The sequence below is a fragment of the Rhodobacteraceae bacterium S2214 genome (genome assembly GCA_025141675.1).
GTDB lineage: Bacteria > Pseudomonadota > Alphaproteobacteria > Rhodobacterales > Rhodobacteraceae > Yoonia.
In genome coordinates this window covers 2,997,234-3,021,107 of record CP081161.1, presented here as the reverse complement: position 1 = coordinate 3,021,107, position 23,874 = coordinate 2,997,234, and the positions used below count along the sequence as shown (strand labels likewise).

Sequence of the window (23,874 nt, the reverse complement as noted above, 5' to 3'; positions counted from 1 at the left end):
GTTTTGAATTCCACGACGAGCCCCGCCTCGCAAGCAAGAGCAAGCGGTACATAGAGTAACGGCGTTTTTTTCAACAGATCCAAGGATTACTGTGCGGCTATAAAACTGCCCCTGACTGTAGCTGCATTGCCGGACAGCGCGATGCTCCCGCCCAATTCTTCACCCTCAGGGCCGAACAACAATGCGTTGACGCCGCCTTCAAGATCATCAAATGTATCGGTCTCGCCAGACATGACCATTGAGCTACCGCCGGTAAGTACGGCATTTTCGACACTTATGTCCGAGATTACGATGCTTCCGAAATCATCGATTGTATCGGGGGCAGAAAGTCCCGTCGCGCGTGATCCATTTAAATCCTCGAACATCATCGTGGCGTCACCATCGCTAAAGTCGACATTTGCACTAACTGTGCCGGTGAGATCAAAAACCCCGTCCGTCGATGTGGCAACTATAATCGTTTCCCCGCTGTATGACGCGGTTCCGCTCGGTACATCGGCGCGGGCCGTGCTTTCTCCAAATGCGCCAAAGCTCGCCTCAGCGCCGCTTAGAGCGAAACCACGCGAGTAATCGTTGTCGGTTCCTAAGAGCGACATCGTTTCGCCCGATGCAAAAAGGACCGTTTCGCCGTCTGCGCTAATTTGGCCTTCGTCACCGTTGACGGTGAGCAAGTCAGCGTCTCGGTCCAGCGTGAGAGTTGCTCCTGCGGCCGTCGATGCCAGAGTGGTTGTACCCGCGCCGTCTAATGGCGTGTAAGTTTTCGGGTCACTATCGGAACATGCCGCGACAAAGCCGAGGGTTGTAAGTGCGTATACGGTTTTCATTATCTTTTTCCCTTAAACAATGTCAAAGTTGTCAGCTGTCAGTTGGTCCGCTTGCACCCCGACCAACAGCACGTTGGCGTCGGCGTCGGCAAAGACGGCACCATCAGCGCTGTCTGTTACGAAATCCAATGCATCTTGGGCGGTGGCAATATCGAAGCCGACGAGTTGAATAACATCAGAGCTCACATCGAAGTCCCGACCATCAGCGCTCGCGGTGGTCCCATCGAAATCAATATCAAGTTTTGCAATTACGTCGTTGCCGGCATCAGTTGTAAACACGAATGTATCCGCGCCGAGCCCCCCTTCCATAAAGTCGTCCCCGGTGCCTCCAAGTAGCACATCGTTACCACCAACAAGGCCACTAAGATCACCGACCAAGATGTCCTGACCAGCGCCACCCTGCAATGCGTCAGACCCAATTCCGCCAGACAACAAATCGTTGCCAACGCCGCCCGACAGGACACCGTCTGTGCCGTATGCTGCAATGATATCGTCACCGGCTTCGCCCGCTTGCAGGTTCGAGCCGGAGGCATCCGTGATTTGATCGTTCCCGTCGCCACCGCGCAGAACGTCATTACCTTCACCACCCGTGATGGTGTCATTACCAGCTCCTGCCAGAACAAGGTCATCACCAGCGCTGGCATCAATTACGTCATCTCCTGCGCCCGCGAGGAACACCTCGGCGATCTCGGTACCGGCAAGTGTATTGGCGGCGTCATCACCCTCAATCGCGACCGCTTCGATAATCGCGGGCTTGTCGGTCGATGTCACTGCGCTGCTGCTTGTCGTGGCGGCAAATCCAGTTGCAGCGGCACCTGCTGCCGCAGCTGCAACACCGAGTCCGGCTTCTGCCTCTGCCTCGACTTCGACTTCTGCCTCGCCGTCAACACCGCTCACGGCTTCCGATTTCTCGCTACCCGACGCACCAGTTTCCTGACCGCCACCGCTCATTTCACCGGCCTCAGATGTCTCTGCCTCAGGCGACAACAGGAACGTCGGGACTGCATCAGCGTCAAAGCTGGCGGTTTCGAGCGTGTAGTCAAGCACGACCGAGAAATCACCATCAGCCTCGATTTCAAATTCGTTATCTTCACCATCACCCAGCGGTGTTCCAGCAAGAGCGACTGCGGCAGAAACTCCACGACCCTGCGTGTCCCATGCAGCGGCATAAGCCTCGATCGTGCCTGCATACCCGCTTTCCGGCAAAACAACGTAGGTCATGACCCGTGCACCTGCGGCGGAGGCGGCGGCGGCTGCGTTCTTCGTGGCGCCAACGGCGCTATCGGCTTTGATTCCCTCGTAACCTGCGGCGCCTGCTGATGCGGCGGCTGCACCTGCGCCGATACCGACCTCTGCCTCGGCTTCTGCTTCAACCTCGACTTCAAACACGCGACCATTTGCGCTGCCTGAAGGTTCGCTAATGACCGCATTGTTGAAATTATCGGAGGGTGCGTCAAACACGCTCGTGCTTGTTGCAGAAGATGATGCGGCCCCGAGATTCGTCTCATTCCCGTAGGTGTGGCCAAGCGTCGCGATTGCGGCAACACCTGCGGCGGCTGCGTTTGCGCCGACCTCTGCCTCTGCCTCAACCTCTGCCTCTGCCTCAATCTCGAGTTCGACAGGTTCGACATCATCAGCCGATTTGTTTGCGGTCGGCCCAACAAAATCTGGCGTCAAATTATCAATGGCGCGCTCATCAATTTGGATCCCGCTCGTTTGCTGATCGGGTCCGCTGGCAGACACTAATTGGACCTGTGCTTCAGCGGTGCTGTCGCCGGTCGCGCCGGTCGTTGTTGCGGCCCCTGCGATGCTGTTACCAAATGCCAGCTCCGGCGCACTCGCTTCTGCTTCACTTTCAACCTCCGCTTCTGCCTCTGCTTCGGCCTCGCTCAGGTCACCTAGCGCGCGGGCAGCAATGACCTCTTCGGCGCGGTCAAAATCTGGATCGGACAATTGGCCTGCAATCTGTGTCAGATCGTTGTTCTGTTGAAAAAAGCCGCTGTGTCCGTAGGTAGACGCCGACCCGGATGTACTTGCGGCGGCGCGGGCGTCCGAACCGATACCTGCAGCGCCACTGCCACCCGTTGCAACGACGGCTACCGCGGCAGCATTGTTACCAACCTCCGCTTCGACCTCGGCTTCTGCCTCTGCTTCGGTTTCTGCTTCGCTCTCGAAATCGAGTTCAGAGAGGTCTACTGGCGTTGCGGTTGATGGGTTCACGCGATCCGCTGTGATTATTTCATCATCCACCGTTGCGGTGCCTTCTGCCCTGACGATACGCACGCCGTCGATCCCGAAGGATGGTAAACCGACGAGGTTTTCTGAGAGTAAATCTGCGATGGACTCATACGAACCTGTGCTCACCGCGGTGCCGGCGGACGTATCCGCATCGCCAATGGCGTAGTTGCCTGCGATCGCGGCTCCGACGCCGCCACTTGCGGCGGCAGCGGCTGATCCGTTGCTCGCTTCCGCTTCGGCTTCCGCCTCGGCTTCGACCTCAACCTCGGACTCGGCCTCAGCTGAACCCTCTTGCGGGGCGACGGCCACTCGTTCAATGCCGACACGTGTTTCGGTTTGGCCACTTATTGCTGCATATTGCGCACGATCTTCGTCGCCACGGTCCTCGCCCGTCGCTACGGAAGTCGAACTTGCACCGTCAAGGGCCGCAAAAACATCTGTAAGGTACAAGTCACCGTTTCCGCCCAACCCCGAACCGACGCTCGCCAGCGATATTGATGTACCAGCGACCGCGGCGGCAGCGCCGTTGGTAACTTCCGCCTCGGCCTCTGTCTCGATCTCGCTTTCTGCTTCCGCCTCCACTTCTGCTTCAGATTCGCCAAGAGTCGTTTCGCTTGAAATTTGCAAGATTGGCGTCGTCGTCGAAGGTGCAGTGTCGTAGGTTTTCGTTTCGCTCTCTGCTGCTGCGGCGATAGCGGTCGTCGTTTCTCCGCGTGCTATCGTTGCGATCGAGCCACTGGCCAACGTATAGGTCAGCGCGTTTGCCCCGGAAGCTGCTGCTGCTGCTCCGAACGCGCCCGCCCCAGTTGCAAATCCATCGGATGCCTCTGCCTCTGCCTCACTTTCGGCTTCAGATTCTGCCTCGCTTTCGGCCTCAAATTCAAATTCGGAACCGAGACTTTCGACGCCATTCTCTGTGGTTGTGTTGCCACCATCCACAGAAAACCCACCGTTCTCAGAAGACGTACCGGTCGTGCTACCATCTATTGCCGTCTGGCTTGCGAAGACCGTTACATTTAACAGCGTTTCGTCCAAAACACTGCCATCCGCGTCAAATGCTGTCGCCTCAATTTCAAGAGGACCAGTCTGCCATTTATAGTCTGCAGATTCATCAGGCCCGATGGTGAGAGCAAATGGCTCTTCAGTGATCGAATAAGTCGTTTCGTTAAAGCGGTAGTCAATCCGCGCAGTGCTTGCTTCAATGGACGATTTAGTGTCGGGAACAATTAAAACGGTGCCAAGCGCCTGAATCGACAATTCGCTACCTGTACCAAAGTCGTCAATACGATTTGCAGTGGCTGGGTCCACAAAAAATAGTTTCATTTTACTTTACCTCTTTCAAAGCTCGCGTCTCACCCGTCAGTCACCGCGTTCTTTAAAATTGCGTACTGCACGAGCAGTTTTGCGCAACGCGGTTGCCGTTCGTCATCCGGCCTCCGTCGTGCAACCCGTCAACGCGACAACAGTTCCAAAAATATGAAATATTAATCGACCTATTACCGTTCCGTGCCCCCCAAGTCGTCGTTTTTACCACCGTGCACTTGGAAAAGATGGGCGTTGCCTATCCCATGACGAGATTAAACAGCTGCCAACTGTGCCCGCAGCATCAACGGCATCAAATTTGCCACGTTTGACGTAGGGCTTCACATGAGCGGGTCGGATAATATCCACATGATTATTAACTTGATTACCCAACTTGAGCAGTTCGCGCTCCCAGTGGTGGCTCATTTCAAAAGCTTCAACATCAAACCATCTGCCTGACGACAGCAGTCGTTGGACAGATTTGACTATTTGAATGAGGGAGGATTTCTGGTGTTCCACTCGACCCGCAAGTGGTTCATCACCCAGTGTGAGCGCACCGGTGTCCCTGAGCATTGGACAGCTAGTTTAGTTGGTCACCAATCAGCACGATCCGAGAACCAGTTGACCTACTCAATCTACTCGGCTGGGATCTCGGATGAACAGAAACGCGGCATCGTGGATCAGATCAGGTTGCCGGTGTGAGAGTGGCCCCTGACATTGCTGACTTCGAAGAAAGAGCCGCACTGTGCGAGTTCGAAAGCGAAGCAACACGGGCAGAGGCTGAAGACCTCGCGGCGCAACAGCAGGGTTGGACCGATGCTGAACACTACTGGGGCTGGCTTGCGGACTACGTGTCGCGTCGGTCATTCCCCGGTTAACCCCCTCCCGGTGGCTACGGCTGCCGGGGGGGCTACTTTGCTTTTTTTTTGCGTCGTCTAGACTGTGGAGAACAAATTATTGGAGATCATTTGATGCGACCAGAGTTCAGATTTGCAGCTACGGCTATCTTGGCGGTTATTTTAACACCCAGTTCAAGTGCGGCAGAAAAAATTCAAGCAGTCTCCTGCTTCAACGCTGATGGAGAAGCATTCATTGTTGTTTATGTCCCAACAATTGAAAGTGAAGATTGGTGGCTAGATGACTCTCAAGTGAGTGGGCGCTTCATTAGTTCCTCTTCCTTAGAATTAATTAATGTTGAAACCTCAACGATGCTGATTTTAGAAGAAGAAGACCGCCAGTTCGTGCACAGGGGATTGTGGGCCGGAAAACTGACGAGTGGTCCTTGCCATGATATCTCTGAACCGTTTTCTTCAGCCTTGAAGCTCGACAGCACCATCTCTGAAAATCGCTACGAACTGAGCCTAAGTGAACAAGCGGACTTACGGGAGGAAGTTTTGCGGCAGAGCTCGCTCAATGAGATTGCTCAGCAGCAGGTTGCTACATTAGTTGATGAAAGGGACGAATGGAAAGCAGCTGCGATCCGGCTGGAGGAAGAGGTTCGCATGACTAATAAGGCTTTGAAGGTTTTTTCCGATGAAGTGGATTTGCTTGAGCGATTTACCGTCTCGACCAGACAATTGCTCGCATTGGGTGTCAGCGACGAATATTTATCTCAGTACAATACTATGTACCGATACTTAAACAGTAACCTCGGGAGACATTTGAATGCGGAACTCACGCTACCCATAGTGGAATAAGGGCTCTAGCGGGAATCTTAAACCCTGGCTGTCAATTGCCGACTGTTGCGTGGACTGACAGCCTGGAACCTGTCGTGGCCTCGGACGAGGTGCAGCTGTTCAGCTATTGAGTTCAGAGGCAGGGGCTTTGGCTGGCTGTCCCTGGCTCCAAGACTGGGACATCCCCGCTACAGCAGCAGCAGGTGGTGTGTTGGTTAAAATGCCCCAATAACTGCCCCAGTCGGTCGGCCCAGTGTCGTTTTCCGAGTCAATTCATCGGCCCGCAAGGTCTCCTACCCCCCCAGCCAACACCTTCCCCGCATTAGAATAAGAGACAACGAGGCTCTCTGTCGTCCAGAATGCCCCGAAAAGTGCCCCACGGGTGTCGCGGGTGCCTCTCACACGACGCGGGCGGGCCTCTGCCACCGTCCTAGAGCAACGCGTGGTCAGTCCCGTTCGCCCAGTGGTCTCGCTTGTTGTCCGCCCGCGTCGCCTCGGGGTTCATGCACAAGCAGAGGTGTACGACCACAGTTCCGCCTCCCGACTAGCAATAGTCTGAGTATTGAAATCGGGACCTAGGCATAGGGATAAGTAATGAAAGGGGAGGTAAGGGAAATGAAGCACCACCTATTCTATTCATCTCCCCCCCCAAACCCTTCCTACCCAGCAGATGCTTCCAGGTAAGCCACCCTCTCGTTAAACACCCGCTGACGAGACGCTGACTGGCGGCTACGGTCTCTGTGTCTGAAGGCGATGTAGTCCTCCAGGAACTCGGGGGACTGCTGTTCTGTTTCATCCAGCCCCATGTAGTTCCAAGACACAGCAACTCGGCAGCCGATGACCTCGCGGGTTGCTTCATCCATGACCTGTTTCAGATATCCGGCTAGTTGATAGACATCTGCTAAGCGGGACAGAGCTGCCGTTCGCTGTCAGGTCATCAATGTCCGGTTTGGTAATCTGTTAAACAAAAGGTCCTTTTGGCAGCACCGGAAAGGTTCAGTCAGCCACTTGTTTTAGGCCAACTTATGCAACAGAGCCGAACAAAAAAGCCGACAGCGAAATTGCATCGGTGGCGCGCTTTTTAGGGTGTTGAGGGCGGTCTTATCAGGTAAATGTTAAATCTGTTCCGTCTTACAAATCTTAATCGGGTTAGCAACATGGCCAAATACAGCAGCCGCACATTCGGTGTCATTGGGCTGGGAAATTTCGGTAGCACAGTCGCGACCGAATTGCAGCGCTTTGGTAACCATGTGATCGGCATCGATATCGATGAAGCTCGGGTTGCGCGGCATGCAGAAACGCTGTCTCAGACTATGATTCTGGACGCCCGAGATGACGCTGCACTGCGCGAAGCCGGACTTGCCGACTGTGCGGTTGGTCTGGTGGCCATGGGGTCAGACCTCGAAGCAAGCATTCTGTCCGCCATCAATCTCAAACTGATTGGTGTGCCAATTGTATGGGCGAAGGCGACGACCAAGACCCACCACCGCATTCTCAGCAAGCTCGGGGTAGACCGCATTGTCCATCCCGAGGTTGAGGTCGGGCAACATATTGCGCAGGTTTTGCACAATCCGCTGGTGCGCGACTACGTAAGCCTTGGAAATGGTTATCACGTTGTGAACTTCCGTATTCCAGAGGCTCTTGAAGGAAAATCACTGGCTCATCTCAAGCACAAAGCTGACTTCAACCTCCGTTGTATCGGCGTCATGCGGGGCACCGAGTTTATCGGTATGGATGGGCAGGAATGCCGGTTGGAACGTGACGATTTACTGTTGTTGCTGGGCCAGCGCAAGGACCTGCGCGATTTTGCCGGAAGCCTTTGAGCGTGGCACGCCGGATCATGCGCTACCTGCGGTCAACGAAGACGATACGCCTGTCGCCACCCGCCATGCTGGTGCTGTTCTACATTACGTTTATCATCATCGGCGGTTTGATCCTGTGGCTGCCGATTTCGCACAAGGGCGACATCGGGTTTAGCGAGGCAATTTTCACCTCAACTTCTGCCGTGACGGTGACGGGTCTGGTGCTGGCCGATACGGGCGCTGCCTTTACCGGTTTCGGCCAAGCGGTAATCGCTATCCTGATCCAGCTTGGCGGGCTTGGTTTGATGACAACTGCCGTTCTGGTTCTGGGCGCCCTCGGCATTCAGGTCGGCATGCCGCAACGTATGATCCTGCGTGAGGAAATGAACGAGACGTCATTGTCCAATCTGACGGTTCTGGTGCGGATCATCCTTGTCATTGCACTGGTCTGTCAGACCGTTGGCGCCATCCTGCTCGCGTTCGTATTCATACCGCAATACGGCTGGAACGGAATATGGCAGGCCGTGTTCCATTCGATCTCCGCGTTCAACAATGCAGGCTTCGCCCTGCATCCTGACAGCCTTTCACAATGGGTCGGCAATCCGGTCATCAACATTGTAATCCCGCTACTATTTATCTTTGGCGGCATCGGTTTCATCGTGCTGGGCGATATCTATCAGAAACGAAACTGGACACGGCTGACGCTACATACAAAGCTGATGCTTGTGGGCACGCTTATACTGATCCTCTGGGGCAGCATCGCGTTTGGTCTGCTGGAATGGTCCAATCCCGAAACGCTCGGAACGCTCACCACAGGCGAAAAACTGTGGGCGAGCTGGTTTCAAGGGGTGACACCCCGCACTGCCGGTTTCAATACCATCAACACCGCCGGCATGCATGACAGCTCAACCTTGCTCACGATGACGCTGATGGTCGTCGGCGGCGGGAGCACGTCTACGGCTGGCGGGATCAAGGTGACCACGCTGGCCGTTCTGCTGCTGGCAACAGTGGCCTTTTTCCGCAGGCGAACGGTGCTTAATGCCTTTGGCCGCTCCATCGGTATGGAGGAAGTCATGAAAGTCATGGCTCTGACGACAATATCCATGTTGCTCGTGCTGACCGGCATTTTCATCGTTTCGATCAGCCATGACGGCGATTTCATGGATCTGGCATTCGAGGTGACATCTGCATTCGGCACCGTCGGCCTGTCGCGTGGTGCGACGGGTGAGCTGGACGGGTTTGGCCGCGCTGTTATCATTTTTGTGATGTTTCTTGGCCGCGTCGGTCCGCTCGCCATCGGGTTTTTCCTCGCAACCCGTAGTGTCCCACGTGTGAAATATCCATCCGGTCAAATCTATTTGGGGTAGAAGGTTGGCAGTCCTATGCTCTGCGAACATTTGCCAGGTTTGGATGTTCACAAAACTCAGTTAAAAAATGAAAGTGTAGTTGAATGCCTAGGTCAGGCACACGAGAACGGACATTCGTGCAGCTCGCAGCGTCCGATAAAAGGGGCTCGCTACTGCCGACCGTGGCATGAAATTCCTAGGTCCGTTCTTGGTTGGCGAACGGCAGCAACCGCCCGCCAACGACGTTCAGATGTCGATCCGTTCTGCTATGCTTAGCGCATCTTCCAGCTCAACGCCCAGATAACGCACCGTGCTATCTAACTTCGTGTGGCCAAGCAAAAGCTGCACGGCGCGGAGGTTCCCCGTCTTGCGGTAAATCTAGGCAGCTTTGGTTCGACGCATCGAGTGTGTACCGTATCCGCTGGGTTCCAGGCCAATCGCGGTCACCCAGTCTCGCACAAGTCGACCATATTGACGTGTTGAGATATGCGGGCGGTCATGAAAGCGGCTCGGGAATATAAAGCGACATCCGATCATCTCGGGTGATATTGCCCATGCAATGACGCTATCCCTCGTGTTTTCAGTCAGTTCAAACTGAACTGGCTTCTTGGTTTTGCTTTGGATCACTGACACCCGTTCACGCACGCGATCCTCCTTAACCAAATCCGTGACGGCGAGAGTGACCAGATCGCAACCACGCAACTTGCTATCAATTGCGACGTTAAACAGCGCAAGGTCGCGAAGATAACCTGCATGTTCGAGCCGGGCACGTATGGCCCACACTTGTTTGGGAAGCAGCGGTCGTTTCTGACCTATGATCCGCCCTTTGTTCCATGCTTTGTGTTTTGGGGTGACTGCGGGGAGTTGTACTCTTGGCATGATATGCCCTCCAATCCTCCCTCCAAACCCAGACATCAGCACAGCGCTGGCAACAAGAGCATAGCATCCTGTTGAACGGCTGGTGTCCGAAGTCGCTGGCAGGCGATGTTTCTGCAAATGCATTGGGCGGCGATGAGCCCTCTTTACCGGATCTCCGCGATTCGGCGAATGTCGGCTTTGGCGAACTTAAAGTTCGACCAAATCAAGCTTGTCCGGATTTCGCATGATATATATCCACGCAATCTTCCCACTTCGATCTGGGGCGAGAGTTGTGACGGAATCCAATTGGTCCAAGTGGAAACGCAGCAGAGCGGGCTTGGCATTCACCATCGACATTTGGCTCGTCCAACCCTGTTCATCCTTCGCTTTTTTGTACAATGCTCGGAACACCTGCACAATCTCGGGACCACCGCACAAAGGACGCCGCGCTGCGCGTTTCTTGGCTCCACCATCCGCAATCGCAACCGCGTCGGGCGTAAGAAGCGACAACGCGGCATCAAAGTCCTCCGCAATGATTGCCATGAAGAAGCGCTGGCTTAGGTCCGCGACCTCTTCAGGCGTCGCATCGAAACGGGGACCAGAGTCCTGCAACTTCTTTTGCGACCTGCTGACAAGTTGACGGCAGGCCGCTTGCGTTGTTCCAAGAGTGGCAGCGAGCTCCGAATAGCTGGCGTCGAACGCCTCCCTGAGAATAAATGCTGCACGTTCTTTTTCGGTGAGACGTTCCATGGCCCAAAGCAATGCCAATTCGCATTCTTGCGCCAATTCAAAGTGGTATTCGGGCTCTTGGGGTTCCGATTGAATAAGGGGCTCGGGCAGCCACGGACCGACATAGATTTCGCGTTGACGATGGGCGGATCGTAAGGTGTCGATTGCAATATTTGTGGCGACCCTGCGTAACCAAGCCGCAGGATTGTCGATATTGTCAATGTCGGCGGCGGCCCACTTTAACCAAGTGTCCTGAACCACGTCTTCCGCTCCGGCACGTTCGCCAAGCATGCGGTAGCACAGCGACATCAGCTTGCTCCGTTCGGCTTCAAATATGTTTGCAACCATGTTCATGCGCGCGATGGAACCTGTATTGTTTCATGATTAATCTGAACACTGCTACAGGTTTGGCCAAAGCCCAACCCACGTTTCAAGACCGGATAGATCCGCCCACTGGATGCGGCGAAAGAAGCAGCCGTGACGGCGGCCGGGCCGAACCGCCTGTCGATTTCGGCCCTAAGGTCTTCCAGTTCATGCGCATTCGCAATAGCGGCTTGGGCAAACCGAAACCCAAGCCCGACATCGCCTGCGGCGGCCGCCTCACCCTTTAGACAAAGGACAAGCTGATCTTTTGGAACCGCCACCTCAAGCGCCATATCGACGACGAGCTGCACACATGGCCCACAATCGCCTTCCTGTGTCGACCCCAGCATAGCGCCCGCCCAAACGTCTTGTGCCGCCTTAGGGCCTCGAAACTGACTATACAGGGGGAGCAGTGACAGCCGCACACCAGCCGGCGTAGACGTTTCAACGACGTGAGACATATAACTGGTGTCATAGTCGTAACGTTTTGCGAATTGCCGCATACCCATCTTCAAAAAATACCGGATCATGAGTGTTTCCCTCCCGTTTTAATATTGATTGCCGCGAAGAGCGCGAGGAAAGCTGGCACTTGAATGCCAAGCAGGTTCGCAAGCGCAACGATGTCGAGAGGAATACCCCGGTGCATCCACATCCAGATGTGAAGCAAAGCATGCAAGACAAGCCATCCCGCCCCACAAATTCCAGCGGATCTATCGCCTTTGAGGCCAGCCCAAAGCAATGCTCCACCACTCATCAAATAGGCAAGCGCGACATCCAGTGCAAAATGAAAATTGAGCGGGCCAGTCGACACAACGCCTGGGACGTTGTCATACCAATGCTGCGTGGCAAACCCAATATAGACAGCAGTCATCAAAGACAGTCCACCAACGCCCAATAAAATTTTCTTTTTCATCACACCTCCAAACATTTGGTTTCAGAGATATGACGATCCGGCCGGAACTTTTGTGACATCCAATTGTCACTTTAAAGCAGACCTTGGAACAAATGGTGCGAAAGCACACTAAGTCCGCAACCCGTAAATTCGACGCCTTACCTATGCTGCGACATCCACAAATGGCCGGTTGGTCCGCTGTGCTGCAGCATGAATTTTTTCGCTGATGCCGCATTTTTCACGCTGCGAGCGCACGCAGCACAATATCACAATGGCCGAGTCGGGCTCCAAGCCGTCATTCGCTGCAATTTGCGCAAACGACTACTGTCTGCTGCAATGGCCAACGGCCTGTTCGTACTAGGCGCTGTGCGAACGCCATGTTTGCGACATGAGAGCAATGGAGGTCGGGCACTGCAGTTTGCCTTGCATTCCGCCACAACTATCCTTAGACAGGTAATCCGAAGAAAGCCGGACGTGACGTGGGAACGTCTTTTTAGCGCGGCACCAACGCTGCTGCTGTCCCCCTTTTTTCATCCCCAAACTTAATCGGCTGTCGGGTTGTATCTGCTGGGCTTTGCCTTGTGGTCTGCCGTTCAGCCTTCCGTCCAGGAGGGTTTCCTCTTGGGCCCAGAGAGATGAAAAAGGAAAGACATGAGCTATGGATCTAAACACCAACGTAAACAACTCGATCACCAATGCTGCCAGCTTGATCGCTCCCTCGTACTCCAGGCCCCTCGACGTACATGTATTTTCGGAGCATTCCGAGATTGGGAACTTGGTCGAGGCTATCTGGACCGCAAACTTCGCGGCAGATTTCACTACAGTTACCCGAAAGGGTGGCGCTAAGCCCAAGGCAGACTATCGGCAGCAGTTACGCGTCCTCATCTTGGACCTGTACGTGGCCTGGAAGACTGATCCGGGTCTGAGCATTGGCGTTCACCTGTCGAACACAGCATGGAACACGAAGTCGAGATACAATGCCTTGCACTTGTCCCGGGTTGTTCCTTCGCTGGTTCACCAATTGGCTGATCAAGGTCTCATTGAGCTCGCCAAGGGCAGCTACTCAGGCCCTGGCGCTCCAACTAATCGCACTGCTCGGATCATCGCGGCTGAACCCCTCAGGGTGATGTTTCGTGAGGCACACTTTGGGCTGCAGCACATCCACAGCTACCCGGAAAAGGAGGTCATCATTATGCACGACGATCGTAGGACCGCCCGAGAGGTCGAGTACGAAGACACAGACGATACAAACCGAATGAGAGAGGAGGTACGGGCCTACAACCACCTGTTATCCCGAACCTTCATCGATGTTCCTGACCAGGTTGCTACTCACCTGGAGCGACCGATCAAACTGGGCCCAAGAGCCGGAGAGATTGTACGTGTTCCGGTCTGCACCCTCGAAAACCAGGTTCGCCGGGTCTTCAATCGCGAGGACTGGACCTGTGGTGGTCGCTACTTCGGAGGCTGGTGGCAACAGGTTGGTTCTGAGTTTCGCAAGCGAGTGCATATCAACGGGCGACCAACAGTGGAGGTCGATTATCAAGCCCTGCACATCGCGATCCTGAATGCGGGCCACGGACAGCCGACCACTGGTGATCCTTACGAGCTGGCCGAAGGCTTGTTTCCCGACACAATGCCAAGGGAACAGCGCAAGCTTGTGAAGAGGTTGATCCTTGTGGCTCTGAACGCGAAGGACAGGACGACTGCTTGCCAGGCTTTCCGGCAGGGCTGTCCTGTTGGCTCGACAGCTAAGACAATGAAGAACCAGGACTTACTTGTTGTTCTTGACGCCTTTGCTGAACAGCATCCGCACTTGGCGGGTGATCTCTGCGCTGATCGAGGCATCCGTCTGATGAACACCGATAGTCAAATCGCGAGCTATGTGATCAATCGACTAACCCAGGAAGGAATACCGGTCTTGTGTATCCATGACAGTTTCATCGTAGATTATGGTCTGGCCGGATATCTGAAGCAGGTCATGTATGAAGCAACCCGCGAGGTCATCGGTTGCCGTGTTGCTGTGTCTTGGAACTACATGGGGCTGGATGAAACAGAACAGCAGTCCCCCGAGTACCTGGAGGACTACATCGCCTTCAGACACAGAGACCGTAGCCGCCAGTCAGCGTCACGCCAGCGGCTGTTCAACGAGAGGGTAGCCTACCTGGAAGCATCTGCTGGGTAGGAAGGGTTTGGGGGGGAGATGAATAGAATAGGTGGTGTTTCATTTCCCTTACCTCCCCTTTCATTACTTATCCCTATGCCTAACCTCCGATTTCAATACTCAGACCAATGGTATCCGGGGGCAAGTAACTGCTCTAGGACGGTGGCAGAGGCCCGCCCACAGGCACCCGTTGAACCCGTGGGGCACTTTTCGGGGCATTCTGGACGACAGAGTGCCTCGTTGTCTCTTATTCTACTGGAGGGAAGGTGTTGGCTGGGGTGGTAGGATTCGAACCTACGGTGCACGCTACCAAAAAGCGTTGCCTTACCACTTGGCTACACCCCATCAACGAAGCGGTATTTACGACGAAGCTGCAGCGGCTTCAAGCCCCTCAAACAGAAAAAGTGCTATTCTTTTAGCGCGTCGTCCCGCAGCAGGTCTTCGCTGCTTTCGGCTTCTCTTTCTGCGTCGATGATGCGGTCCAGATCGCTGTCTGTTGCGGGGGTGACTGGGGCAACTTCAGGCGCTTCTTGCGGGGCAACGGCCATCGCTTCAGCCTGCGATTTCCGGTCCAGTACAACCACTTGCGAACTGTCGGTCATGGCGACACTTGCGTCAGATAAGGCTTGTTTTACTTGGCGGATAGCCTCACCTTTGGCCAAAACGATCGAGGTCTCATTCTGATCAACCCACCCCGTGATGACAAGGCTGGCACCCGACGTCTCAAACGTGTCGATCCATGTGGCCGCGGCTGGATGTTCCAAAACAAACGGCAGTTTCTGCACTGTCGTTTCGACCAAAGCGCGGGCGGCCCCAAGGTCAGAGTCCCGATCAATCAGCAGCGAAAACATAAAACGGCGTTCCGCGTGTTGGCTGTAATTGATGATCCGGCTCTTAAACACGGTCGCGTTGGGAATGCGAATGTGGTTGCCATCGAATGACAACAGAATCGTCGCGCGGCTGGTCAGGCGAATGACTTTGCCTTGATCGCCGTTGATCTCAACCGTGTCGTTTGGGCGAAAAGGTTGACGGATCGAGAGCATCACCGATGCAATGAAATTTTCAACAGTGTCACGGACAGCAAAACCGAGCGCGAGGCCGATGATACCCGCCGCACCAAGGATCGTCGACAAAAGCGCAGTGGCATTCAGAATGTCCAAAGCAATCACCAAAGCACCGATGACAAACACGATGCGGACGATTTGGCGGTAAAGCTCTGCGATGAACAGGTTAGGGGCCAAGCGTTCCCAAGGCTGGCGGGCGCGGGCAATGCGCAGGCCGATCCAAACGATCAAGGCACCGGCCACGGCAGCAATCAGCGCGAGCGGCAAGAACGTCATGAATTGTTCAATACGCGCCTTGAAACGCGCGATGGCGGGGTCAAGTCTGCGGGCAATATCCGCAGTTTCGGTCACCTCGTTTTTGACCGCGACAACACCTTCCACGCGATTGGCGAGATCGCCAAGTTCGGATGCTTCCAGAGACGACGTCGCGGTGCCGCGGAATGTCACGATGCCTTCCGATACAGTGACAGTAATATCGTCGTAGTTGCCAAGTTCAGTCAGGATATCGCGAATACGGATCGCTATATCCGCATCATTCTGGTCAGTGTTGATCGCGGCAATTGTACCGCCGTCGTTTTGTGCCGCAACAGGACCTGCAAACAGCAGGATGAGGCAAAGGAGCTTGAAAATACGCATATCACAATCTGCTTAATAAGAATGACTTATCCTAAGCAGATGGCGATGCGCGGGCCAAGCCCTTTGCCCGATTTTTAGGTCGAAACCTGTTCGCGCAGGATTGATGCTGTCAGTGAAATCATCAAATAGATACCTGCGAAAATGAGGAACGCCAGCACAGTGTTTTCAAACGCGCGCGGGTAGGTGGCCTCATCAGGGGCAACGGGTTCGACACCCAGCGACAGGTAACGCACCTGACGATTGGCTTCGATTTGCGCGGCTTCAAGCTGGGCCAACGCGGCCTGCACTTGAAGGGTCTGGAACGCGTAATCTTCTTCAGCAAGCCGCAAGCGCGTGTTGCTTTCAGCCAATGAACGACCACTATTCGTGGCGTTACTGATTTGACCACGGACGTCTGCAATCAGGTTCTCGATGCTTGAAATCTGACCTTGCACTGCTTCCACTTGCGCTTGGTTTGGACGCCGTACACCGAGACGTTCAGCAAGTGTTAACTGCAATTGTTGGCGTTGCTGTTCGAGCGCCGAAATCTGTGCGGTCAGCGCGGCGGTTTCGCCAGCGGGATCGGCCACCTGCAATTCTTGCTGGATGGACAACAGGTTATCCAGCGCATCGGTGCGGCTTTGGACCGTATTGTCGTAGTTTTCGCGCGCGCCTTTCATGGCTTCGGTGCGCGGGCGCTGCGTCAATTGGTCGATCTGTTCTTCGGCATACCCGATCAGGGCCTCTGAATAGGTCTGGCTGGTTTCAGGATCAGCGGCGATCACTTCCATCCGCAGGATGCCTTCGGTCGGATCATAGCTGACCTTGACCTTGTCGGTATAAACGCCAAACGCAGCTTCATTCGTGGCTTCTGGGTCAAGGCGTTGAATCTGGTCGATATTATCAGCGCTAAAGTGTGCCTTGAAACCATGATCTTCGTTCAGACGTAACATCGCAGCCCGCGACGCAAGGTAGGATTGCACCGCAATACTGTCCTGCTGGGTCGCAAGCGACGTCCCTTGGAACAGGCCGCCAAGCCCGCCGGGGGCAGATGTCGCTTCGGCCTGCTGGATCACGAATTCCGAATTGGTGGCATACATGGGCGTCGCCATCATGTAGAAATACCAACCCACCAAAATCGTTGGCAAAAACACGAACGTCGCTAGACGTGTGAAAAGCAGCGCCAGCTTACGACGCCGCCGTTTCGCCAGATCCCGTTGGATGCGCATGATCTCGCCCGCGCGACGATCTGCGGGGCTCGCGGTTTCCGTTGATGGCAGGTTCTGACCCTGTTGCACGGTCTGCGGTAGTTGGATTTGACCAATCGGTTTTTGGCCGTTCTGCTTGGCCTGACCGCCGTCGCCGGTACCGTTTCCACCTTCAGGCGTCACCAGCTCAAGGATCGTGTTGCGCTGGAACGGATCAATCCCCATCCCGCGCAACTGCCTGACGGCATCAAAATCAGACGTCACGGCCAAGCCGTTCTTCTGGGCCACACGACGCGCCATACGCAGCTGGCGACCAGTCAGACCTTCCTTGCGGATATCATCCAGTGACATCTCTGCCGATACCTGCGCAGGGGACGCGACATTGGCGTCTGCGGCTGGGGCAGGTTTCTGGGGTGCCGCTTCAGGCGTCGCCGCTGGTTCAGATGCGGGGTTAGGCTTAGCCCCGTTGTCATCCTGGCGGATGCGGAATTTTCTAGCCTTGGGTTTCGTAGTCATACAACTGTTTCGCTTCTTCCAAGGTGTCAAACATTTGAAAATGACCATCGCGCAGGACGGCGGCAGAACGGGCGAACCGTTCAAGCGTCGCTGCTTGGTGTGAAACGATGATCACTGTCGTACTTTCTAATCTTTCGCGCAGAATTTCACCGGCTTTGCGGTTGAATTCCACATCTGTCGTCTGCGGCATGCCTTCGTCAATCAGGTACATATCAAAATCAAGCGCCAGCATCAGCGAAAATGTAAATCGCGATCGCATCCCTTGGCTATATGTCCCGATGGGCAGGTCAAAGTATTCTTGAATGTCGCACAGCCAACGGCAAAAGGATTCGACGTAATCCGGATCCAAACCGTAAAGCCGCGCAATATAGCGACTGTTCTCTTTTGCGGTGTGTTTCCCAACAACCCCGCCCATAAAACCAAGCGGAAACGAAATCTTGCAACCGCGGTAAATCTGGCCTTCGTCGGGTTTTTCCAAACCCGCCATCATGTTAATCAACGTCGTCTTGCCGGTGCCGTTTGGTGCCAGAATGCCCAAGGAATTTCCCAATTCCACGCGAAAAGAAGCCCTATCAAGGATCACTTTGCGTTGCGTTCCGGTCCAGAACGACTTGGAAACATTCGTAAATTCTAACATCTGCCTGCGTCGGTATCCCGTGATGGGCTTCGCCATTGTTGACGAAATAGGTTAACATCCCCCTGTGGGGCGCATCCTTTGTCTAAATTATGAAGCGAAACGGCCATAAAAGACAGGGGAAATTGCGGGGCGATGTGACTTCCAATGGAAGTGTGACCCCTTAGGTAAGGTCCCGCATCGCCAACAACAACCCGACCTGTTCGCGCAAAACGGGTAGAATTTCGGTTTCAAAAACAGGGTTTTTCTTCAGCCAACCGGAATTCCGCCAAGACGGATGCGGCAAAACAAATGTGCCATCGGGAAAGCTACGCCAATCCGCAATCACCGCCCCCAGCGATCCAGACCGCCCCAAATGACGCTTGATCGCATATTGCCCGATAATGATCCGCAACTGCGGCGGACCGATATGATCCAGCACATCTGCGTGCCACGTGTCCCAACACACGGGCGGCGGCGGCAGGTCCGCACCCTTTGCATCATAGCCAGGAAAACAAAACGCTGTCGGGACAAATGACACAAAATCAGTGTCATAGAACGCATCACGGTCCAGCCCCAGCCAGTCCCGCAACCGATCACCGGACCTGTCATCAAACGGCTTGCCTGATTGCTGAACACGCATGCCCGGCGCTTGCCCCGCGATCAGGATCGGTGTGCCTTTGGCAAACCACGCGACAGGGCGGGGCATGTGCTGCGTTTTCGTTGCAGCAAAGCGCGCCGCGCAAATCCGGCAGGCGCTGATGTCCTTGGCGATGTGTGACACGGCCTATCCTTCACGTTCCGGCAACAACGCTACGCCCTGTCACTTGTCGCGGCAAGCACATCAGGCTACCTGATCGTGACGCAGACGAAGGACGCAAGATGACCGATCTCGATACAGCCCACGCCGCCATGGAAGCAGCTCCTGACGATGATGCGCAGCGTCTGCGGTTTTATGAACGTTTGGCCGACACCGAAGTTTTCCTTCTGCTGGCCGCGGAACCGGAAGGGGATCAAATCCAGCCAGAGATTTTCGACATCGCCGATGGCCGTTTTGCCCTGATTTTCGACCGCGAAGAACGTCTGTCTGACTTCGTCGGACGTCCAGTGCCCTATGCAGGCATTCCGGGGCGCGGTTTGGCGGGGATGCTCGCCGGGCAGGGGATCGGGCTTGCCTTGAACCTTCAGGTCGCCCCGTCCGAAATGCTGATTCCTGCCGAAGCGGTAGATTGGCTGGTCGAAACGCTTGCCAACAACCCAGAAGAGGCCGAGGCACGATTGACCGAAGTCAACGCACCGGGCGGATTACCAGAGGCGGTCGTCACAGGTCTTGACCGCAAACTCGCCATCGCGGCAGGTCTCGCGCGGTTCGCCTATTTGGCGGCTGCCGTCTACGACGACGGATCACGCGGGCACGTTCTGGCATTCGTTGATGCCGTTCCCGGTGCCGAAGGATCACTGGCAAAAGCAGCAGGCGAAGCACTGACATTTTCAGGAATCGAAGCAGGCACCATGGATGTCCTGTTCGTCAAAGCGACGGATCAATTGGCGGGGCATCTGGCAAAAGTCGGATTGCGGTTCGACCTACCAGAATTGGAAACACCGCAAGAACCAAGCGCACCCGGCATGAACCCCGAAAAACCACCGCGCCTGCGCTAGTAACCCGCGCCGCGATCCACAAGGTTGTGCATCGGCTCGCCCGCTTCACAGCGTTTGATATTTGCCGCGATTACAGCGGCTGCGGTTTCCGGCCGCGTCTCTGCCGCGATATGCGGTGTGACGGTCACGCGCGGATGGGCCCAATACGGATGATCCGCAGGTAACGGTTCAACGCGGAAAACGTCTAACGTGGCATGCGCCACCTGACCGCTATCCAATGCCGCCAATAGCGCGTCATCATCAATCAAGGGCCCGCGTCCGGGGTTCACAATGAACGCACCCTTGGCCAACAAAGCCAAGGTATCAGCGTTCAATGCGTTCTCCGTATCCGCTGTATTGGGCAGCAACAGCACGACAATCTCTGCGTCCTTTAACGCAGCGGTCATACCTGCATCGCCCGCAAAACAGGTCACGCCCGCTATAGATTTTTGCGATCTGCTCCACCCCGACACGTCAAACCCGAGCGCTGCAATCGCTTCCGCACAGGCCGCCCCCAACGCGCCAAGACCCAAGACGCAGACTTTGCGTTCGGGCGCCAACGGCGGCACGGTCTGATCCCATGTGCCGTCTTGCGTGTGGATATGGCGATCCATGCCAAGATGATGGCGCAACACGTGTCCGGTCACCCATTCGACCATGCCTTGCGTCAGGCCTGGATTCACCATCCGCGCAAGCGGCTGCGTCAGCGTTTCATTCGTCACGATTGTCTCAACGCCAGCCCAAAGGCTCAAAACAGCCTTGGTGCGGTTGAAAGGCGTGAAATCGGTCAACGCGGGATGCGGGGCAAAGACGATGTAATCCACGTCGGCAGGGGCGTGATCGCGGGACAAATCTACATCAAGGCCCGCATCGGCAAACGCGACAGGCAGATGGTCCTTATAATCGGCCCAAAGCCCGTCACGGGCGGCAAACAGAACGTTCAACGCCATCAGCGCGGCTTATGCACATGTGCGCTTTGGACCATGCCAAACGCGATTAACAACACGACCATCGCAGAGCCTCCATAACTGACCAGCGGAAGAGGGACCCCAACCACGGGGGCCAGTCCAGTTACCATCGCCATATTGACCGAGAAGAACAAGAAGAACGTCATCGCAACGCCCAACGTCAGCAACGCGGCGAAACGGTCGCGGTTGGTCACTGCAGAGGCCACGCAGAAAAACACGATCAGCACGTAAAGCACCAGTAGCGACGTGGCACCGACGAACCCGAATTCCTCGGCCAGCGTCGTGAAGATAAAGTCGGTGTGTTTCTCGGGCAAGAAATTCAAACGGCTCTGCGTGCCCTGCATAAAACCGCGCCCCGTCCAGCCACCAGACCCCAGCGCAATCTTGGCCTGCGTGATATGATACCCCGCACCCAACGGATCATTCGCAGGGTCCAAAAAGGTATCAATCCGGCGATACTGATAGTCTTTCAAAATCTGCCACGACTGCCCCTGCGATTTCAAAACAGCGACAACAGTCGCAACGCCCGCCGAAATAACGGTCGCGAAATACGCCCAATGCACGCCCGCCACAAACATCACCGTGGCCCCACCCATAATCAGCAGCAGCGATGTGCCCAAATCAGGTTGGCTCAGCACAAAATATGTCGGCAGCAGGATCATCAGGACAGGCACCAACACCCAAAACGGGCGCGACGTCTTATTGGTCGGCAGCCAGTCGTAATACGCAGCCAATAGCATAACCAGCGTAATTTTCATCAGCTCCGACGGTTGTAGATCCATCGGACCAAGATCCAGCCACCGTTGCGACCCGTTCCGTTCGACACCCACAAATTCGACCGCGATCAGCAGCAAAAGCGAAACGCCGTAAGCCACGCCCGCCATGTTGCGCCAGAACCAAATCGGCACCATCGCGACAATCAACATCAATGCCATGCCAAGGCCGAACCGCTTGACCTGCGGTTCCATCCAAGGGGTCGCTGACCCGCCCGCGACGGAAAACAGCATGATGAAACCGGCGCAGGACACAGCCGTCAGCAAGATGATGACAGGCCAGTTCAAATACATCAGCTTGCGGAAACCGGTTGGGACGTATTTGGCGTTATATTCAAGATAACTCATGCGCGATCACCCCCAGCACGCGTTTTCACCGCAGCGAGCTTTTCGGCGATACGCGCCTGCTGGTCTGCAATCCGACCACGCACATTCGACGGATAAGCGGACAATGGCGGGGTGCCACCATATAGCGCCTGCAACGTGATATCGCGTCCAATCGGGGCAGCCGCGGTCGATCCGCCGCCGCCATGTTCAACAACAACAGCAACCGCAAAACGCGGGTTTTCAATCGGGGCAAAGTCCACAAACAGCGCGTGGTCACGCCGTTCCCATGGCAAATCAGCGTTGCTCGTGACGCCGCGCGCGCGTTCCTCTGCAGTAATGCGGCGGACCTGCGACGTTCCGGTTTTACCCGCCATCTGGTATTCAGACGCGACGATCCGCGACCGATACCCGGTGCCGCGCGAATGGTTCGACACAGCGCCCATCGCCGCGCGAATACGGCGCAGCAGGTTTTCATTCACACCCATTGGCGACCCAGCGCCCGTCGCAGTTTCAACACCGTCAATCGCGCGGATCAAACGGGGTTCAACCGAACGACCCGTCGCCAAACGCGCGGTCATAATCGCAAGCTGCAGCGGAGACGACAGCACATACCCCTGACCAATAGACGCGTTCACCGTATCCCCGATCCGCCAGTCTTCGCCGCGAACACGGGTCTTCCATTCCTTGTCAGGGGCAAGGCCCGACGCAACAGCGGACACAGGGATATCGTGCTTGATCCCAAGGCCGAACCGGCGGGCCATGTCAGCAATCTTGTCGATACCAACCCGTTGGGAAATTTCATAATAATAGCAGTCGCACGACTGTTTTAGGCTTTCGTGCAGGTTCATATTCCCATGCCCGCCACGTTTCCAACAGTGGAAACGCGTTCCGAAAACCTCAACAAAGCCGCGACAGTTCACAGTCTCATCGACTGTGACTTGGCCATCTTCAAGGGCAGCCAAAGCCGTGATCATCTTGAAAGTCGATCCGGGCGGATAGGCACCCTGCACGGCCTTCGCAGCCAGCGGGCGGTATTTGTTTTCGTTTAGATCAGTCCAATCTTTGACGGAAATGCCCCGCACAAACAGGTTCGGATCAAACGTCGGGGCAGAGGCAATCGCACGCAGATCGCCGTCTTTCAGGTCCATGACAACTGCACCGGCACTTTCGCCGTCCAGCCGCGCCTGCACATAACTTTGCAAGTCGGCATCAATCGTCAGCTGCACATCCTTGCCGGAAAGGCCCTGTTGGCGATCCAATTCGCGCATAACGCGGCCAATCGCGTTCACTTCGATCCGTTTCGTGCCGGCTGATCCGCGCAGCATCCGCTCCATCTTGTTCTCAACACCGGTCTTGCCGATTTGGAACTTTGGAATCTGCAACAGCGGGTCTTGATCATCGATCTTGCTCAGATCGTAATCACTGACCGGACCGACATAGCCGGTCACATGGCCCAGCTCAGCCCCCCAAGGGTAGACGCGGCTTAGACCAACCTCGGCCGTGATGCCGGGCAGGGCGGGGGCGTTGATATTGATCTTCGCCATGTCTTCCCAAGACAAACGGTCTGCGATGGTCACCTGCACAAAAGGCGACCGGCGGAAGATATCTTCTTTGGCCTTTGCAATCGTTTCTTCAGGGATATCAACAATCGTCAAAAGCTTGGCCAGCACTTCATCCACGTCACCCGCATCTTCGCGGACCATCACAACGCGGTAGTTCTGTTCGTTGTCGGCTAACGCCTTGCCATTGCGATCAAAAATCAAACCGCGGGCAGGGGGGATCAAGCGGATGTTGATCCGGTTTTCTTCGGCCAACAGGCGAAACTGATCAGCCTGTTCGACCTGCATCGACTGCAAACGCACGCCAAGTGCGGCAACCACAGACAGCTGCACACCACCCAAAAGCATCGCGCGGCGGCTCATTTTGCGGGTGGAACGACCACCGTCTTTTGCAGGTTTCTTCAT

The 23,874-nt window shown here is 55.4% G+C and carries 18 protein-coding genes, 1 tRNA gene and 1 pseudogene; 6 read left to right on the top strand and 14 right to left on the bottom strand.

Translation table 11 applies throughout. The features are described 5' to 3' along the window. Positions 1-86: 86 nt before the first annotated feature. Positions 87-821: a hypothetical protein gene (locus K3729_14930; protein UWQ98707.1), complete on the bottom strand. Its 735-nt coding sequence runs from the start codon at positions 819-821 to the stop codon at positions 87-89. Between the two features lie 12 nt (positions 822-833). Continuing rightward, positions 834-4,382, bottom strand: coding sequence for a hypothetical protein (locus tag K3729_14925; protein ID UWQ98706.1), 3,549 nt, complete (start codon positions 4,380-4,382; stop codon positions 834-836). Between the two features lie 677 nt (positions 4,383-5,059). Here K3729_14925 and K3729_14920 point away from each other — a divergent pair. The 4 genes from K3729_14920 (at position 5,060) to K3729_14905 (ending at position 9,206) form a co-directional block, all read left to right on the top strand. Then, positions 5,060-5,239 (top strand): hypothetical protein, encoded by a 180-nt coding sequence (locus K3729_14920; GenBank protein UWQ98705.1) that lies wholly within the window; start codon positions 5,060-5,062, stop codon positions 5,237-5,239. A 93-nt stretch (positions 5,240-5,332) separates the two neighbouring features. Beyond that, positions 5,333-6,058: a hypothetical protein gene (locus K3729_14915; GenBank protein UWQ98704.1), complete on the top strand. Its 726-nt coding sequence runs from the start codon at positions 5,333-5,335 to the stop codon at positions 6,056-6,058. A 1,136-nt stretch (positions 6,059-7,194) separates the two neighbouring features. Continuing rightward, complete coding sequence (locus tag K3729_14910; GenBank protein UWR01081.1) at positions 7,195-7,860, top strand: TrkA family potassium uptake protein; 666 nt, start codon at positions 7,195-7,197, stop codon at positions 7,858-7,860. 17 nt (positions 7,861-7,877) lie between these two features. Beyond that, positions 7,878-9,206 (top strand): TrkH family potassium uptake protein, encoded by a 1,329-nt coding sequence (locus tag K3729_14905; GenBank protein UWR01080.1) that lies wholly within the window; start codon positions 7,878-7,880, stop codon positions 9,204-9,206. A gap of 225 nt (positions 9,207-9,431) precedes the next feature. Here the strand turns inward: K3729_14905 and K3729_14900 are convergent. The 4 genes and pseudogenes from K3729_14900 to K3729_14885 form a co-directional block, all read right to left on the bottom strand. Next, positions 9,432-10,064: pseudogene (locus K3729_14900) on the bottom strand (tyrosine-type recombinase/integrase). A gap of 186 nt (positions 10,065-10,250) precedes the next feature. Beyond that, a complete protein-coding gene (sigJ, locus tag K3729_14895; GenBank protein UWQ98703.1) occupies positions 10,251-11,126 on the bottom strand; it encodes an RNA polymerase sigma factor SigJ in 876 nt (291 codons plus the stop codon). Continuing rightward, a complete protein-coding gene (locus K3729_14890) occupies positions 11,123-11,548 on the bottom strand; it encodes a hypothetical protein (GenBank protein UWR01079.1) in 426 nt (141 codons plus the stop codon). Before K3729_14890 ends, sigJ begins: the two co-directional genes overlap by 4 nt. Before the next feature lie 113 nt (positions 11,549-11,661). Beyond that, on the bottom strand, positions 11,662-12,048 hold the full coding sequence (locus K3729_14885; GenBank protein ID UWQ98702.1) for a hypothetical protein: 387 nt from the start codon (positions 12,046-12,048) through the stop codon (positions 11,662-11,664). Positions 12,049-12,685: 637 nt separating this feature from the next. Between K3729_14885 and K3729_14880 the strand changes: the two genes are divergently transcribed. Then, positions 12,686-14,209, top strand: coding sequence for a hypothetical protein (locus tag K3729_14880; protein ID UWQ98701.1), 1,524 nt, complete (start codon positions 12,686-12,688; stop codon positions 14,207-14,209). A gap of 249 nt (positions 14,210-14,458) precedes the next feature. Here the strand turns inward: K3729_14880 and K3729_14875 are convergent. The 5 genes from K3729_14875 to K3729_14855 form a co-directional block, all read right to left on the bottom strand. Next, positions 14,459-14,533 (bottom strand) — tRNA-Gln (locus K3729_14875). Positions 14,534-14,595: 62 nt separating this feature from the next. Continuing rightward, positions 14,596-15,888, bottom strand: a complete 1,293-nt coding sequence (locus K3729_14870) for a mechanosensitive ion channel (protein UWQ98700.1) — start codon at positions 15,886-15,888, stop codon at positions 14,596-14,598. A 74-nt stretch (positions 15,889-15,962) separates the two neighbouring features. Next, positions 15,963-17,591 (bottom strand): capsule biosynthesis protein, encoded by a 1,629-nt coding sequence (locus K3729_14865; protein UWQ98699.1) that lies wholly within the window; start codon positions 17,589-17,591, stop codon positions 15,963-15,965. Then, positions 17,569-18,228: an ATP-binding cassette domain-containing protein gene (locus K3729_14860; protein ID UWQ98698.1), complete on the bottom strand. Its 660-nt coding sequence runs from the start codon at positions 18,226-18,228 to the stop codon at positions 17,569-17,571. Before K3729_14860 ends, K3729_14865 begins: the two co-directional genes overlap by 23 nt. 160 nt (positions 18,229-18,388) lie before the next feature. Continuing rightward, complete coding sequence (locus K3729_14855) at positions 18,389-18,913, bottom strand: uracil-DNA glycosylase family protein (GenBank protein UWR01078.1); 525 nt, start codon at positions 18,911-18,913, stop codon at positions 18,389-18,391. 173 nt (positions 18,914-19,086) lie between these two features. Here K3729_14855 and K3729_14850 point away from each other — a divergent pair, with 173 nt between their 5' ends. Then, positions 19,087-19,863: an SseB family protein gene (locus K3729_14850; protein ID UWQ98697.1), complete on the top strand. Its 777-nt coding sequence runs from the start codon at positions 19,087-19,089 to the stop codon at positions 19,861-19,863. Here K3729_14850 and K3729_14845 read toward each other — a convergent pair. Genes K3729_14845 through mrdA form a run of 3 tightly spaced genes read right to left on the bottom strand, consistent with a single transcriptional unit; the run spans position 19,860 to position 23,874 of the window. Beyond that, the gene (locus K3729_14845) at positions 19,860-20,792 is read right to left on the bottom strand and encodes a glyoxylate/hydroxypyruvate reductase A (protein UWQ98696.1); all 933 of its coding nucleotides are present in this window, start codon (positions 20,790-20,792) and stop codon (positions 19,860-19,862) included. The genes K3729_14850 and K3729_14845 overlap by 4 nt on opposite strands. After that, a complete protein-coding gene (gene rodA, locus K3729_14840; protein ID UWQ98695.1) occupies positions 20,792-21,931 on the bottom strand; it encodes a rod shape-determining protein RodA in 1,140 nt (379 codons plus the stop codon). Before rodA ends, K3729_14845 begins: the two co-directional genes overlap by 1 nt. After that, positions 21,928-23,874, bottom strand: a complete 1,947-nt coding sequence (gene mrdA / locus K3729_14835; GenBank protein UWQ98694.1) for a penicillin-binding protein 2 — start codon at positions 23,872-23,874, stop codon at positions 21,928-21,930. Before mrdA ends, rodA begins: the two co-directional genes overlap by 4 nt.